This window comes from Parasphingopyxis sp. (assembly GCF_052168295.1).
GTDB lineage: Bacteria > Pseudomonadota > Alphaproteobacteria > Sphingomonadales > Sphingomonadaceae > Parasphingopyxis.
The window spans coordinates 17,360-31,578 of sequence record NZ_JBQLZN010000024.1; the positions used below are offsets into that span (position 1 = coordinate 17,360).

A 14,219-nucleotide genomic window follows, 5' to 3' on the forward strand; every position below is an offset into this window, starting at 1 on the left:
GATGCCGTATGTCCGCCCCGATGTTCAGATGATGCTCGATCTTCTGGCCGCCCAGGAAGGCCCGAAGACGCACGAAACCGACCCCGCAACCGCCCGGGCGGTGATGGACATGGTATTCACGATGGCCGAGCGGCCGTGCGCCGATCTCGCGGTCAAACGCGACTTCACCCTGCCCGGCCCGGCCGGCGACATTCCGGCGCGGCTCTACGACGCCCGCGAGAGCCGCGAACCCGGGCCCGTGGTCGTTTTCTTCCACGGCGGCGGTTTCGTAATCGGCAATATCGAGACGCATGACGGGCTGTGCGGCGAAACCGCGCAGACGCTCGACCTGCCGGTAATTTCGGTCGACTATCGGCTCGCGCCCGAAGCGCCCTTCCCCGCCGCGCCCGACGATTGTATCGCGGCGGCGCGCTGGATCGCGACGAGCCCCGAAGAACTCGGCCTGCAGGTGACCGGACTGATCCCGGCCGGCGACAGCGCGGGCGGCAACCTCGCCGCGGTCACCTCGCTCGCCCTGCGCGACGAACCGGCGGACGTGCCGGTGATCGCGCAATGGCTGATCTATCCGGCGACCGATATGCGCGCCGATGGCGGCTCGATGCAGGAGTTCGCGCAGGGCTTCCTGCTCGAAGCGGAAACCATGGCCTGGTTCGGCAATCATTATGCGGGCGACGAGACCGACTGGCGGCTCAACCCCGTGCTCAAGGACACGGCGGGCCTGCCCCCGACCGTCCTCGTCACCGCCGGTCTCGATCCGCTGCGCGATCAGGGCCGCGAATATGCGGGCAAGCTGATCGCGGGCGGGGTCCACACCGTCTATCGCGAAGCCAGCGGCAATATTCACGGCTTCGCAAACCTGCGGAAGATCATCCCCTCGGCGCATGACGATGTCGTCGCCTGCCTCGAGGCGCTGAAGCTCATTCTCGCCGAAGTCGCCGAAGAATCCGCACCGGAACAAGCCGCCGCCGCCGAATGACCAAAGGCGCGGACTTGCCCTACCGGCCCTGCGCCGGGGTGATGCTGTTGAACGCCGAACGCCGTGTGTTCGTCGGCCAGCGGACCGATCAACGTGAGCATGAATGGAGTGATGCCTGGCAGATGCCGCAGGGCGGTATCGACAAGGGTGAGGATGCCGAAACCGCGGCATTCCGGGAGCTGGAAGAGGAGACCGGTATCGCGCCGGCCAAGACCTCGCTGATCGCCCGCGCCGCGCGCGAGCTGCAATATGACCTGCCCGACGAGCTGATCGGCAAGATCTGGAAAGGCAAATATCGCGGCCAGCGGCAGAGCTGGTTCCTAGCGCGTTTCGAGGGGGATGACTCCGACGTCAATATCGAGACCGACCATCAGGAGTTCCGGGCCTGGAAATGGGCCGATCCGATGGAGTTGCCCCGGATGATCGTGCCCTTCAAAAGGCAGCTTTACCAAGAGCTTCTGTCCGAATTCTCAGACTATCTGTAAGATCGCTTCTGCGTCGCTTCCACTGAGACCAGCAGCGAATCAGTCGTCCTTCACTTTCCGCCGATAGGCGTGGAGCAGCGGCTCGGTATAGCCGCTCGGCTGTTCAGCGCCCTTGAAGACGAGATCGCGCGTCGCCTGATAGGCTGCCCCGTCCGTGTTGCCGGCCAACGGCACATAGGACGGATCGCCCGCATTCTGCGCATCGACCTTTGCTGCCATGCGTTCGAGCGCCGCATCAACTTCCTCGGCGCTGCACACGCCGTGATGGAGCCAGTTCGCCATATGTTGCGAGCTGATACGGAGCGTCGCGCGGTCCTCCATCAGGCCGACATCGTGAATGTCCGGCACCTTCGAACAACCGACACCTTGGTCGATCCAGCGCACGACATAACCGAGAATGCCCTGCGCATTATTGTCGAGTTCTTCTCGAATTTCGTCCGGCGACCAGTTGGTGCCGTCGGCCAGCGGAATGGTCAGCAGCTTTTCCAGCGCCGGGATCGGTTCGTCGGCTAGTTCCTTCTGCCGCTTGAACACATCGACGCGATGATAGTGCAGAGCGTGCAGCGTGGCCCCGGTCGGGCTGGGCACCCAGGCGCAATTGGCGCCGCTCTCAGGATGGCCGATCTTGGCCTCCATCATGTCAGCCATCAGGTCCGGCGCGGGCCACATCCCCTTGCCGATCTGCGCCCTGCCGGAGAACCCTGCGGCGAGCCCGATCCGGACATTGCGATCCTCATAGGCCTGCAGCCAATCGGCTTCTTTGATCGCCGCCTTGCGCATCATGGCGCCGGCACGCATCGAGGTGTGGATCTCGTCGCCCGTGCGATCGAGAAAACCGGTGTTGATGAAGACGATCCGGTCTTTCACGGCATGGATGCAGGCCGCGAGATTGGCCGATGTCCGCCGCTCCTCGTCCATCACGCCGACCTTCAGCGTGTGCCGGTCGAGCCCGAGCATGTCCTCGACAGCGTCGAAAAGCCGGTTGGTAAACGCGCATTCCTCCGGCCCGTGCATCTTCGGCTTCACGATATAGACGGAACCCGCACGGCTGTTGCGATATTTGCCGAGCCCTTTGAGGTCGTGCATCGCGATCAGGCTCGTCATGATGCCGTCCAGAATACCCTCGGGCGCTTCTTCGCCATCAGGCAACAGCACCGCCGGATTGGTCATCAGATGCCCGACATTGCGGACGAACAGCAGGCTCCGGCCGGGCAGCGAAAACGCCTCGCCGCCCATGCCGGTATAGTCGCGATCGGCACTGAGCGCGCGCGACATCGTCTTGCCGCCTTTTTCAAACTCCGCCACCAGATCGCCGCGCATCAGCCCCAGCCAGTGGCGATAGGCGAGCACCTTGTCCTCGGCATCGACAGCCGCGACCGAATCTTCGAGATCGACGATCGTGGTCAGCGCGGCCTCGACGATCACATCGGCGATATTGGCCGGATCGTGCCGCCCGATCGGATGGTCGGCATCGAACACGACTTCGATATGCAGGCCATTGTGGCGGAACAGACATGCCGTGTCGTTCCAGCCTAGACATTGCTCGGGATCGGCCAGCGGGATGCCCTTCTCTTTGACGTCCCTGAGCTCGGCCCAGCTTGTGCCGTCGAGCGGCAGGATTTCGTCGAGGATTTGCTTGGCGCGGCGGATGACATGCGCGCCGCGCTCTGGATCGTAACCGCCGGGCTTGGCGGGCGGCGCGTCGAGGGCGTCGGTGCCATAGAGCGCGTCGTACAGGCTGCCCCAACGCGCATTGGCGGCGTTGAGCAGAAACCGGTCGTTGAGGACCGGCACGACGAGTTGCGGTCCTGCGATCCGCGCAACTTCATCGTCGACATTCTCGGTGCCAATCGTGAATGGCTCGGGCTCCGGCACCAGATAACCGATCTCTGTGAGGAACGCCTGATATTCGGCTTGGTCGATGGGCTGGCCCTTGCGCGCATCATGCCATGCGTCGATCTGCGACTGCAATTCCTCGCGCTTCTCCAGCAGCGCGCGATTCTCGGGCGCGAAATCGCGATAGATGTCCGCCATGCCCTGCCAGAACGCGTCCGGCGCGATATCGAGGCCGTCCAGCGCCTCGGTTTCGACGAGTTCGGCAAGATTTGCAGCAACGCGCAGCCCTGCGCGATCGACATAATCAGACATGGGTACTCCCGGCTTGCGGACGTCGTCCGCGGGTTTCGATCGACACTATAGAGGGAGGAGACGGACACGCTATGCCGTGCGCGAATTGGGGATGCAAGGCGGTGACGCGGCGCATGGCAGCGGCTAAGGGGTTCGCGATGACTCAGATGACCAACGAAGAGCGCGGCGCGCTCGAAAAGGCCGCCGACGCGCCAATGCTGGACCAGACGAAGGACTGGGCCGCGATCAACAGCGGATCCGCCAATCTGCCAGGCCTGAAACAGGTCGCCGGGAAACTGGTCGACGCTTTTTCGGCTCTGCCGGGAGAGCTGGAGCTGGCCGATCCCGTTCCCGGAGAGATCGTCGAATCCGACGGCACCGTCACACAGCGCGAAACGGGCAAAAACCTGCATCTCAAAGTCCGCCCGGATGCGCCCGTGCAGGTGCTGCTGACCGGCCATATGGATACCGTTTTCGGCAAAGATCATCCGTTTCAAAATCTGACCTGGCTCGACGACAATACGCTGAACGGCCCCGGCGTGACCGATATGAAAGGCTGTATCGCGCTGATGCTCTCGGCGCTCAAAGCCGTCGAGGCATCGCCGCTTGCTGAACGGATCGGCTATGAAGTCGTCATAAATTCGGACGAAGAAATCGGATCGCCGGGGTCGGCGGCGCTGCTGGCACAGGCCGCGAAGGGCAAGCTCGCCGCGCTGACCTACGAACCCGCCCTGCCCGATGGCACGCTGGCCGGCGCGCGCGGGGGCAGCGGCAACTGGTCGATCATCATCACCGGCAAGAGCGCCCATGCGGGCCGCAATCCCGAAGAAGGCCGCAGCGCATTGCTCGCGGCCGCCGAGCTGGCGTTGAAACTCGAAGCGGGAATCGGGCCGGGCCTCAAGGTCAACCCGGCGAAGATCGAGGGCGGCGGCGCGAACAATGTCGTGCCCGATCATGCCGTGCTGCGGCTCAATATGCGGCCCGAGACACTCGAAGATCAGGAGCGCGCGCAGCGCCTGCTCGATGAAGCGGTCGCCGATATCGGTGCGCGCCGGGAAGTCGATATCCATGTCCATGGCGGCTTCGGACGACCACCCAAGCCGATCGACCCGCAGGCCGAGAAGCTGTTCGGGCTCGTGAAGGAATGCGGCGCCGATCTCGGCCTCGATATCGCCTGGAAATCGACGGGCGGCGTCTGCGACGGCAACAATATCGCCGCCTGCGGCGTGCCGGTCGTCGATACGATGGGCGTGCGCGGCGGTGCGATCCATTCGCCGGATGAATTCTTGTTAGTCGACAGCCTGCCGGAACGGGCGCAGCTTTCCACGCTGGTGCTGCTCCGGCTCGCCGAGAGGGGAAAATTATGAGTTTCGTTGTCCGCGCCGCGCGCCGCGACGATGTCGACCAGCTCTACGAAATGGCCAAGCTTACCGGGGGCGGGTTCACGAACCTGCCGCCCGATCGCGGCGCGCTCAATGAAAAGCTCGCGCGCTCCGAAGAAGCATTCGCGAAAACCGAGGGAGAGTCCGCGAACGACTTGTTCTTGCTCGCGCTCGAAAATGTGAATACCGGCCATGTGCGCGGCACGGCGCAGATTTTCGCCGCCGTCGGCAAGCGCTGGCCCTTCTACAGCTATCGCATCACTACCTATACGCAGCACAGCAAGGAGCTCGACCGGACCTTCAGCTCGAAAATCCTGTCGCTGACCACCGATTATGAGGGCGCATCCGAGGTCGGCGGCCTGTTCCTCCATCCCAATGAACGCGCGGGCGGGCTCGGCAAGCTGCTCGCCCGCAGCCGATACCTGTTCATCGCCGAGCATCGTAAGCGCTTCGGCCAGAAACTGATCGCGGAATTGCGCGGCGTGATCGACGAGGCGGGCGGTTCGGCATTCTGGGATGCGCTGGCCGGCAAGTTCTTCGGCATGTCCTTCCAGGAAGCCGATGAGTTCAACGCGCGCCACGGCAACCAGTTCATCGCGGACCTGATGCCGAAACATCCGATATATCTGAACATGCTCCCCGAAGCCGCCCGTTCCGTCATAGGCAAACCCCATCCCTCGGGACGCGCAGCCATGCGGATGCTCGAAAGCGAGGGATTCCGCTTCAACAACTATATCGATATCTTCGATGGTGGGCCCACGATGGAGGCGGATATCGACAATGTGAAATCCGTGTCCGAATCGCGGACCGGGAAGATCGTCGATATCGAAGCCGAGGGTGGCAGCCGTTCGCTGGCCGCGATCGGCCGGCTCGAATCCTTTCGCTGCTGTTACGCCAATGTCGGCATGCTGGGCGACGAGGAGGTCGAAATCGATTCCCAGGCCGCCGATATCCTGAAGGCCGAAACGGGCGATACGATCCGGTACGTGAGCCGCTAACGGGAGACTGTCATGGCGCTCTCCGAAATCAATTTTGACGGCATCATCGGTCCGTCGCACAATTATGCGGGGCTCAGCCTGGGCAACCTCGCCTCGGCCAAGAATGCCGGGAAAATCTCTCAGCCGCGCGCGGCCGCCTTGCAGGGCATCGAGAAGATGCGCGCCAATGTACGGCTCGGTCTGGCACAGGGTGCGTTTCTCCCGCATCGGCGGCCGGACGCGGCCTGGCTCGAGGCGCTCGGCACGGATGCCACCCATGCGGACCTGCCCCTGCTCGCCAATGCGATGTCCGCCTCCGCCATGTGGACGGCTAATGCGGCGACCGTTTCCCCGGCACCCGATACGGCCGATGGCCGCTGCCACCTCACGCCCGCCAATCTCGTGACCATGCCGCATCGCAGCCATGAGTGGCCGGAGACGCTGGCGCAGCTCCGCATCGCCTTCGCCGATGGCGCACATTTTGCCGTGCACGATCCCGTCCCGCCACCGTTCGGAGACGAAGGCGCAGCCAATTTCATGCGGCTCGCCACATCGCACGACGCGCCGGGGGTCGAGATCTTCGTCTATGGCAGGAGCGGCGGTCCCTTCCCGGCCCGTCAGCATATCGAGGCTTCCAAAGCCGTCGCGCGCAAACACGGCCTCGTTCCGGAGCGGGCGATGTTCGTCGAACAATCGACTACGGCGATCGCCGCAGGCGCCTTTCATAACGACGTGGTCGCGGTCGCCAACGAAAATGTCCTTTTCTGTCACGAACAGGCGTTCGCCGACCGCGACAGTTTTTTCACGGACCTGCGGAGCCGGATGCCCGATGTCGCGATCGTCGAGGTCCCCACGGTCGCCGTGTCACTGGAAGAAGCGATCAAGACCTATCTGTTCAACGCCCAGCTCGTCAGCCTGCCCGAAGGCGGCATGGCGCTGATCCTGCCGACCGAATCCCGCGACAGTGAGGCCGTGTGGTCGTGGCTCGAAGATATGGTTTCAGGCAACGGGCCGATCCGGAAGCTGATCCCGGTCGATGTGCGGCAGTCCATGGCGAATGGCGGCGGCCCGGCCTGTCTGCGGCTGCGCGTGCTGGCTGATCCGGAAACCATCGACCCGCGTTTTCTGATGAACGAAGCGAAGCTCGACGCGATCCGCGATGTCGCCGCCGCGACCTGGCCCGAGACGATCGACGCGGATCATCTTGCCGATACTCAATTGCACAGCGATATCGCGGCCGCGCGCACCGCGTTGTACGAAACGCTGGACCTGACCGAACTGATCTGACCGGCCCTGTCGGATTAACTTACAGTTTACCATTTCCGTTAACGCGGGAGTCCCGGAATTCCGGGGTTGGCATGCGCCTTGCTTAACTATTTGGCATGTGGTTGCGTATCGCTCGCCTGTTCGTCATCAAGACCCGGTTCGAAGCCTATCTGATCATCTATGCGCTGGCGGTCGGCGCCACGGCGCGCGCGCAGCTCTACCTCGTCCAGTACAAAGGTCCGATGGGGATATTCCTCGCGCTGTGCTGTACCGGCGCGGTGTTTCTCGGCGGCGCGAAAATCCTCGATGCGACGCCCAAACGCCCGCGGCAGAAACGATTGCGCAAGCTCGCCCGAGACTGGCGCGAGCGACATTAAAGGCTAGCGCTTCAACTCCGCCATCAGCGAGAACAGGCCGACGATATCGGGCGGCGACGTATCTTCGCGATATTCGCGATACAGCGTGTCGACATTGACCGCGATCCGTTCGGCGTCGATCCAGCTCGCATAATCGCCGAGCGCTATATCGTGGGCCGCGTCCCGGACCGACAATCCGGCATCGAAGCGCGTGCGCGCCTCGCCGTCGATATAGCGCAGATAAGCCTGCACCGTGCGCACACCGGCCTTATCGGTAATCGGTCCATGTCCGGGCACGATCGCCTCGACATCCATCGCGAGTATCCGGTCGCAGGCGGCGATCCAGTTGCCGACCGGCCCCGCCCACATGATCGGCGTGCCGTCGATGAACAGGATATCGCCGGTATAGACGATGCGATCGTCCGGTACGTGGACGAGTACATCGCCCGCCGTATGCGCCGGGCCGACTTCGATCAGTTCGATCCGCTTGTCGCCCACACGCAGCTCCAGGGCGCCCGAAAAGGTCCGCGTCGGGGCACGCTCGGCGACGTCGCCGAAGTCGAAATCCCCAAAAATGTCGAGCAGATATTTGCCGGTCGGGCCGAGATTGGGTGCCGCCTCCATCATCGTCCGCAGCCGCGCGGCGTCGACCTCTTCCATCTCACGTGCGCTGGCCTCCGAGGCGATGATCTCCGCATGCCGGCACAGGCCATTGCCATGCGTGTGATCGCCATTGGCATGGGTGTTGACGAGCGTGCCAATATCGTCGGCCGCGAGCCCGGTCGCATCCTGCATCGCGCCGAGCATATCGCCGGTCAACCGCGCATCGAACAGCGTATCGACGAGCAGCGACTGGTCGCCATCGACGATCAGCCCCGCATTCGACCACCCCCATCCGCCATCCGGCTGCAACCACGCCCAGGCGCCATTGCCGAGATCGTGCAGGCCATGGGAGAAAGTCCAGCGCGGCGTGGTCATGACATTAGTCTAGCGCAATCATCGCTCCGAAAAAACCAGGAGGCCATGTTGCGGTCGACGGTGGTCGCTTCGTCATTATCCATCAAAATGAACGATAAATTTCCTGCCAGCGCGCCAAGTCAGCGAAATACATAAAAGTAATGGTTTCACTGTTCGTAGCGGGCGTTGCATCCACAGAACCCTTGCAGACCAATGTCGCGCTATGCTCGTAAGTCACAGCCCGTGAATTTGCCTGCTGCCGAAACGTCACCGTCATCCCGCTCTTCGGCCCATCCCCAGCAACCGAGATGCTGTCAAGAACGTCTGTGGAAGCATTTCCCTCAGTGTCGATGATATGAACTCTATGCGTAACGGTGACATCGCCGCCGGAAATCACAACCTCTCCACCGAAACCCTCTTTCAGCAATCCGTATGTAACGCCTTCGACGATGATCGTGTTACCAACGCTGTCGTTGGGATTGACGGCGCCAACGGCTCGCCCCACGACGATGATATTGTTACCGTCGTCAACGTTGCGTATTCCGGCCGTCCCATCTCCAACTCTGACGGCCGGAGAGCCTTCGGCGTAACCGATGTCGATCGAGTTGTTTTCGCTGGCGGTCGGTGTCGTCCATTGCGGGCCGCCGGAAAGGAGTTGGAAAGCGGGGCCCGTATCGCTTTTCAGATACGGCGCCCTTATGTTGCAGTTGCGTGCGCCATGGACGGCAAGCGTGGTCGACTCGGTATCAGCCGGTCCGACATCGACTGCAACGGCTTCGTTTTCGCCGATCAGGCTGTTGCCGCCACTCGAACTGCGATCATCGAGAAATACGGCAACCCGTGTATTGTTGTGGCTGGTGGTTCTGAGCCTGCCATCACGGCATTGGCCGAACACGAACACGTCCTGACCGGTCTCGGGTGTTGGTTTGAAATTGTCGGCACAAGCGCCGACCTCGATGTTGAAATCGATGCTCGCTCTAATGAGAACGCCGAAATGATTGAATGATCGAAAACTATGTCCCTTCTCGATGATACATCCGGCAGAGACCGACATCGACACACCGCCCAAAAGGGCATGATTGGGGTCATCACCCCGCCGACCGCGCCAGTCTGCCGTTCCCAGAAACGACACGTCCTTCGCGCCGATCCTGACACGCGCATCTGTGAGGCTCTCCGTCGCCATGGTATCAAGTGTGACTGTCGTTCCAACTATCGATTCTATTCTGGCAACCTTGTCCAGGACGATATCGACATTGCTGCCATCGGAATGAGAGGTTGCCGTGGTCCCCAGTGCTCCGCGCACGCAGCCCGTAAAAGTGTGGCTGGGGCTGCTCTTAACGCCTGTATAGGTGATGATCTCCGACCCGATCATGATGGTACCGACGCCGTCGGAAGCATTGTCGAAGCCAGTCGTCTCCGCGACGCTAATCGTAGTCGAACTGGCATCAAGCGCGCCGCTTAGTGTCGTACGCTGATTACTGTTCGCACCGAGAAGCCCCTGCACGGCAACGCAACCTCCGGGGCGAAGATTTGCTGTACTGGCAACCGTTATCTCGTTGGGAAAGGACGTAGTCGTCGCCGTAGTTTCTTCGACATGCAAGGCGAACAGGCCCTGGCCCTGCACCGAGGGGCCCGTGCCTTCGGCGTCGTCAGCATCCGGTTGGAAGACCGTGTCCGCGCAGATGATCGTGCAGCCATGATAGGGACGCTGCTGAACTGTGTCGGAATCGATCTCCCAGGTCGCCGGACCAGTCAAGACCGTGACATCGGTGACCCCTGCCCACAAATCCTTGGTTATCGACAAAGTGCCAGTTATTTCGCGCGTGTCGACGACCCGCGCACAGTTGCCGGTCCCAGCCAGTGCGATTGCAGCCTCGATTCCATTCTCCCCAGAGCCGAACCACAGTGAATTTATCGGCCCGTCATATTGCCTGATCCAAAGGCCGGAGCTGCCTGATGTGTCCGAAGACGGCAGAACATATATGCCATTTTCCGTGTCACCATAGGCCACACCGCCCGACACGGCGGCCGACACATCATCGTCATCGAACTGAAACCAGCCAGCACGATCGGTGTCAGTCAGGTAGACAACGTCGCCGTCGGACTGCCCCGTGATAGCGGCAATACCAGCGATATTGGGGACTGTGTCGGCCATCTTCCATTCTCCGCAACATAGCTTTGCCTCTTGTCGAGAGGCGGACCATCTGAATACCATATCAGACGGACATTACGCCGCTATTGCGATAGAAAGCCGGCAATTAGGGAAGTGGCGCGCCCGGAAGGATTCGAACCTCCGACCCCCTGATTCGTAGTCAGGTACTCTATCCAGCTGAGCTACGGGCGCTTGGGAACGCGCCATGTAGGCGGACTGGCGCGGCGGCGCAACCCCGTTGCGGGCAAAAGCCTGTGCGCCTAGGAGAAGCGCATGATCCGTCGCGCCGCCATATGTGCCATGCCCCTTCTGCTGATTGCCTGTGCGGGCCCCGAAGGCGAGCCGCCGTCGCTCGCCACGCGGCCGATCGAGGGCATTCTCGACGAGCCGACGCGGGCAATCGCACCCGTGCCCTCGGCGACCGACGCGACGCTTGCTGCAGAGATCGAACGGCTCGTGAGCCAAGCGCGCGCTGGCGACAGCGATTTCGATGCGGCCTATCCGTCGGCCCGGCAGGCGGTCGACATGGCGGCGGGACGTCCGGCCGAAAGCGAGGCCTGGATCGAAGCGCAACTTGCGGTGTCGGCGCTCGATTCAGCGCGGGCCGAAACGACTATCGCACTCAGCGCGCTCGATACGATCCTGGCCGAGCAGATGATGCGCGGCGAACCGGTGGAAATCGATCGGCTGGTCGAAGCGCGCGATCGGGTGGCAACCCTCTACGCGGCGCAAAACGCGCGCTACGGCGCGTTGAACGGGCGGCTCAGGACTCGCTGACCGCATCGGCGTGCAGCGGCGCAAGCTGGGCATAATGCATCGCGCCGAGATTGTTCACCGCCTGCTGCTGCTCGGTCAGGTCGCGCATCTTCTTCGCCGGGCGCCCGCCCCACATTTCGCCGGCCTTGATGATCTTGCCGGGCGTCAGCATGCCGCCCGCCGCGATCATCCCGCCGCTCTCGATTTCGCAGCCGTCCATCACGATCGCGCCGAGCCCGACAAAGCTCTTGTCGTGCAGCTTCGTGCCATGGACCATCGCCATATGGCCGATCAGCACGTCGTGGCCGATGATCGTCGGCGTGCCCGGATGCTCTGGGCCATGATCGCCGTCGCAATGAACGACGGTCCCGTCCTGGATGTTGGAGCGCTCGCCGATCTCGATATAGTTGACGTCCGCGCGCAGCACGCAATTGTACCAGATACTCGACCCCGCGCCGATCCGCACATCGCCGATCAGACGGCAGCCGGGCGCCACGAACGCGGTCTCATGAATCTGCGGCGTCTTGCCGTTGAACGGGATGATGCTGACATCTTTCATGTTTCGAATTCCTTGCGCTTCTCGGCCCATTCTTCGGCCGTTATCCTGTAGACTATGCCGTTGCCGAGCTCCGGCCCCCAATCGTCATACCAATGATCCAGATCCTCGCGGCGGCGCATGCCGAGCCGTTTCATCAGGCCCCATGACCCCGCATTGCCCTCGACCGTGAATGCCGTGACGAATGCTGGATCGAAAGCATCGAAAGCGTAATTCATGCTGGCGACGGCCGCTTCCCGGGCATAGCCCCGCCCCCACGCATCCTCGCGCAGCCGCCATCCGATCTCCATTGTTCCCGGGTCCGGCAAGGTGCCGTCGTCATCGACACGCTTCAACCCGCAAAATCCGAGCAACGCGCCATCGTCCTTGCGCTCGACCGCCCAGAAGCTGTGGCCATGCTCGCGCTGCCAGCGGATGAATTTGTCGATCATCTCGTCGGTCTTTTCGCGCGTCTGCACGCCGAGCAGGTAGCGCATGACATTGGGCCGAGAATTGACGTGCGCGTACATTGGCTCGCGGTCCGCATCGCGCCAATTGCGGAGGATCAGGCGGTCGGTTTCGATGATCGCGTCGGTCATGCCGGCCGATCCACGACATAGACGACATGGGGCTTGAGCGGGCTGTCATCCGCGAGCCGCGGATGTAGAAAATCGAGCTCTGGACGATGCTCCATCCCGAGTTTTCGCATCAGGCTCCAGCTCGGTTCATTGATGTCGGCGGTCATCGAGACGATGCGCTGGAAATCGCGGTGCGCCCATGCCCATTCCAGACAGGCCGATGCCGCCTCCAATGCATAGCCCTGGCGCCAGCAATGCCGGGCCAGCCGCCAACCGATCTCGACATCGCCCTCTATCGGGCAGGCGAATTCGATCCGCGCCAAGCCGCAAAAGCCTAGGAACTGGCGGTCTTCCTTACGTTCGACGGCCCAGAGACCGAACCCGTGCCGCGCCAAATGTTGTCCGATCCGCCCGACCAGCGCATCGCTCTCGTCGCGTGTCAGCGTCGAGGGAAAATAGCGCATGACCTCCGGATCGCCATTCATTTCGGCAAAAGGCCAGCGATCCTCGAAGCGCCAGTTTCTGAGGATCAGTCTTTGCGTTTCAATCGCGGTGCCGCTCACGATCCGATCAGGCGCGCGGCATGGAGAGCATGATAGGTCAGCACGCCCGAGCAGCCGGCCCGTTTGAACGCCAGCAGCGTTTCCAGCACCAGCGCGTCGCGGTCCCCTGCCCCGGCTGCGGCCGCGGCTTCGATCATCGCATATTCGCCCGACACCTGATAAGCGAAGACCGGCACCTCGAACCGCTCCTTCACCCGCCGCACGATATCGAGATAGGCGAGCCCCGGCTTCACCATCACGCTGTCCGCGCCCTCGGCAATGTCGAGTGCCACTTCGCGCAGCGCCTCGTCGCCATTGGCGGGGTCCATCTGATAGGTTTTCTTGTCGCCTTTCAGGAGACCTCCGCTGCCCACGGCATCGCGGAACGGCCCGTAAAAGGCGCTCGCATATTTCGCCGCATAGGCCATGATCTGCACATTGGTGTGCGCATCGTCTTCGAGCGCCGCGCGGATCGCGCCGACCCGGCCGTCCATCATGTCGGACGGCGCGATGATATCGGCCCCGGCCCGCGCCTGGTTCAGCGCCTGTTCGACGAGTACCGATACCGTATCATCATTGAGCACCCGGCCGCTATCGCCGACGAGCCCATCCTGCCCGTGCGACGTATAGGGATCGAGCGCGACATCGGTGAGGATCCCGATATCCGAGCCGCAGGCGTCCTTGATCTCGCCGATCGCGCGGCACATCAGATTGTCCGGATTGAGCGCTTCCGCCCCGTCGTCCGAGCGGAGTTCGGGCTGTGTATTGGGGAACAGCGCGACGCAGGGAATGCCCGCATCCGCCGCCTCGCGCGCCCGCTCCGCGATCTGCTCGACCGGCCAGCGCGATACGCCCGGCATCGTGCCGATCGGCTGCTCCTCGTCGCCATCGGTGACGAAAAGCGGCCAGATAAGGTCCGACGGATGCAGCCGGTTCTCCGCGACCATCGCGCGCGACCAGGCTGTGGCACGGGTACGGCGCAGGCGCGTGGCGGGATAGGCGGCTTCGGTCATGCAATGCGGTTTAGCGGGGATTTGAGGACCGGGCTAGCGGTCATGCTTCTCTCCCCTTGCGGGAGAGAAAACGGAGACTTGGCAACTTGTTGCCGTAGTCGCAGTAAGAGAGGGGTA

14 protein-coding genes and 1 tRNA gene are annotated in these 14,219 nt (G+C 62.6%); 7 read left to right on the forward strand and 8 right to left on the reverse strand.

All coding sequences use genetic code 11. From position 1 onward, the window contains the following. Position 1: 1 nt before the first annotated feature. Complete coding sequence (locus ACTS1Z_RS03905) at positions 2 to 976, forward strand: alpha/beta hydrolase (protein WP_442623126.1); 975 nt, start codon at positions 2 to 4, stop codon at positions 974 to 976. After that, positions 973 to 1,461 (forward strand): RNA pyrophosphohydrolase, encoded by a 489-nt coding sequence (locus ACTS1Z_RS03910; protein ID WP_442623127.1) that lies wholly within the window; start codon positions 973 to 975, stop codon positions 1,459 to 1,461. Before ACTS1Z_RS03905 ends, ACTS1Z_RS03910 begins: the two co-directional genes overlap by 4 nt. 39 nt (positions 1,462 to 1,500) lie before the next feature. On the opposite strand, the gene ACTS1Z_RS03915 is transcribed toward ACTS1Z_RS03910, so the two are convergent. Then, entirely contained in the window at positions 1,501 to 3,609 is a 2,109-nt protein-coding gene (locus ACTS1Z_RS03915) for a malate synthase G (RefSeq protein WP_442623128.1), read from the reverse strand. A 137-nt stretch (positions 3,610 to 3,746) separates the two neighbouring features. On the opposite strand from ACTS1Z_RS03915, the gene ACTS1Z_RS03920 reads away from it, so the two are divergent. The 4 genes from ACTS1Z_RS03920 to ACTS1Z_RS03935 all read left to right on the forward strand — a co-directional run bounded on the left by ACTS1Z_RS03920 (position 3,747) and on the right by ACTS1Z_RS03935 (position 7,590). Further along, on the forward strand, positions 3,747 to 4,955 hold the full coding sequence (locus ACTS1Z_RS03920) for a hydrolase (RefSeq protein WP_442623129.1): 1,209 nt from the start codon (positions 3,747 to 3,749) through the stop codon (positions 4,953 to 4,955). Continuing rightward, a complete protein-coding gene (locus ACTS1Z_RS03925; RefSeq protein ID WP_442623130.1) occupies positions 4,952 to 5,968 on the forward strand; it encodes an arginine N-succinyltransferase in 1,017 nt (338 codons plus the stop codon). The genes ACTS1Z_RS03920 and ACTS1Z_RS03925 overlap by 4 nt, the downstream gene beginning before the upstream one ends. Before the next feature lie 12 nt (positions 5,969 to 5,980). Next, positions 5,981 to 7,234 (forward strand): N-succinylarginine dihydrolase, encoded by a 1,254-nt coding sequence (locus ACTS1Z_RS03930; RefSeq protein WP_442623131.1) that lies wholly within the window; start codon positions 5,981 to 5,983, stop codon positions 7,232 to 7,234. Between the two features lie 95 nt (positions 7,235 to 7,329). After that, positions 7,330 to 7,590 carry a hypothetical protein gene (locus ACTS1Z_RS03935; protein ID WP_442623132.1) on the forward strand — a complete coding sequence of 87 codons (261 nt, stop codon included), beginning with the start codon at positions 7,330 to 7,332 and terminating at the stop codon, positions 7,588 to 7,590. A 3-nt stretch (positions 7,591 to 7,593) separates the two neighbouring features. Here the strand turns inward: ACTS1Z_RS03935 and ACTS1Z_RS03940 are convergent, their stop codons facing one another. From ACTS1Z_RS03940 to ACTS1Z_RS03950, 3 genes are all read right to left on the reverse strand, one after another. Then, positions 7,594 to 8,547: an MBL fold metallo-hydrolase gene (locus ACTS1Z_RS03940; protein WP_442623133.1), complete on the reverse strand. Its 954-nt coding sequence runs from the start codon at positions 8,545 to 8,547 to the stop codon at positions 7,594 to 7,596. Positions 8,548 to 8,629: 82 nt separating this feature from the next. Beyond that, on the reverse strand, positions 8,630 to 10,681 hold the full coding sequence (locus ACTS1Z_RS03945; RefSeq protein ID WP_442623134.1) for a hypothetical protein: 2,052 nt from the start codon (positions 10,679 to 10,681) through the stop codon (positions 8,630 to 8,632). 112 nt (positions 10,682 to 10,793) lie between these two features. Further along, positions 10,794 to 10,870, reverse strand: a tRNA-Arg gene (locus tag ACTS1Z_RS03950). An 81-nt stretch (positions 10,871 to 10,951) separates the two neighbouring features. Here ACTS1Z_RS03950 and ACTS1Z_RS03955 point away from each other — a divergent pair. Further along, complete coding sequence (locus ACTS1Z_RS03955) at positions 10,952 to 11,455, forward strand: hypothetical protein (protein ID WP_442623135.1); 504 nt, start codon at positions 10,952 to 10,954, stop codon at positions 11,453 to 11,455. Here the strand turns inward: ACTS1Z_RS03955 and ACTS1Z_RS03960 are convergent. From ACTS1Z_RS03960 to hemB, 4 genes are read right to left on the reverse strand one after another with little or no spacing between them, the layout of a single operon-like run. Further along, positions 11,442 to 11,993, reverse strand: a complete 552-nt coding sequence (locus ACTS1Z_RS03960) for a gamma carbonic anhydrase family protein (RefSeq protein ID WP_442623136.1) — start codon at positions 11,991 to 11,993, stop codon at positions 11,442 to 11,444. The two genes, ACTS1Z_RS03955 and ACTS1Z_RS03960, sit on opposite strands and share 14 nt — an antisense overlap. Then, the gene (locus ACTS1Z_RS03965) at positions 11,990 to 12,568 is read right to left on the reverse strand and encodes a GNAT family N-acetyltransferase (RefSeq protein WP_442623137.1); all 579 of its coding nucleotides are present in this window, start codon (positions 12,566 to 12,568) and stop codon (positions 11,990 to 11,992) included. The genes ACTS1Z_RS03960 and ACTS1Z_RS03965 overlap by 4 nt, the downstream gene beginning before the upstream one ends. Next, the gene (locus ACTS1Z_RS03970; protein ID WP_442623138.1) at positions 12,565 to 13,110 is read right to left on the reverse strand and encodes a GNAT family N-acetyltransferase; all 546 of its coding nucleotides are present in this window, start codon (positions 13,108 to 13,110) and stop codon (positions 12,565 to 12,567) included. The genes ACTS1Z_RS03965 and ACTS1Z_RS03970 overlap by 4 nt, the downstream gene beginning before the upstream one ends. Next, positions 13,107 to 14,102, reverse strand: coding sequence for a porphobilinogen synthase (gene hemB / locus ACTS1Z_RS03975; RefSeq protein ID WP_442623139.1), 996 nt, complete (start codon positions 14,100 to 14,102; stop codon positions 13,107 to 13,109). Before hemB ends, ACTS1Z_RS03970 begins: the two co-directional genes overlap by 4 nt. Positions 14,103 to 14,219 lie beyond the last annotated feature (117 nt).

Excerpts from the sequence above, each read along its gene's own strand:
- ACTS1Z_RS03905 (WP_442623126.1), top strand. The coding sequence starts at position 2 with ATGCCGTATGTCCGCCCCGATGTTCAGATGATGCTCGATCTTCTGGCC.
- ACTS1Z_RS03910 (WP_442623127.1), top strand. The coding sequence starts at position 973 with ATGACCAAAGGCGCGGACTTGCCCTACCGGCCCTGCGCCGGGGTGATG.
- ACTS1Z_RS03915 (WP_442623128.1), bottom strand. The coding sequence starts at position 3,609 with ATGTCTGATTATGTCGATCGCGCAGGGCTGCGCGTTGCTGCAAATCTT.
- ACTS1Z_RS03920 (WP_442623129.1), top strand. The coding sequence starts at position 3,747 with ATGACTCAGATGACCAACGAAGAGCGCGGCGCGCTCGAAAAGGCCGCC.
- ACTS1Z_RS03925 (WP_442623130.1), top strand. The coding sequence starts at position 4,952 with ATGAGTTTCGTTGTCCGCGCCGCGCGCCGCGACGATGTCGACCAGCTC.
- ACTS1Z_RS03930 (WP_442623131.1), top strand. The coding sequence starts at position 5,981 with ATGGCGCTCTCCGAAATCAATTTTGACGGCATCATCGGTCCGTCGCAC.
- ACTS1Z_RS03935 (WP_442623132.1), top strand. The coding sequence starts at position 7,330 with ATGTGGTTGCGTATCGCTCGCCTGTTCGTCATCAAGACCCGGTTCGAA.
- ACTS1Z_RS03940 (WP_442623133.1), bottom strand. The coding sequence starts at position 8,547 with ATGACCACGCCGCGCTGGACTTTCTCCCATGGCCTGCACGATCTCGGC.
- ACTS1Z_RS03945 (WP_442623134.1), bottom strand. The coding sequence starts at position 10,681 with ATGGCCGACACAGTCCCCAATATCGCTGGTATTGCCGCTATCACGGGG.
- ACTS1Z_RS03955 (WP_442623135.1), top strand. The coding sequence starts at position 10,952 with ATGATCCGTCGCGCCGCCATATGTGCCATGCCCCTTCTGCTGATTGCC.
- ACTS1Z_RS03960 (WP_442623136.1), bottom strand. The coding sequence starts at position 11,993 with ATGAAAGATGTCAGCATCATCCCGTTCAACGGCAAGACGCCGCAGATT.
- ACTS1Z_RS03965 (WP_442623137.1), bottom strand. The coding sequence starts at position 12,568 with ATGACCGACGCGATCATCGAAACCGACCGCCTGATCCTCCGCAATTGG.
- hemB (WP_442623139.1), bottom strand. The coding sequence starts at position 14,102 with ATGACCGAAGCCGCCTATCCCGCCACGCGCCTGCGCCGTACCCGTGCC.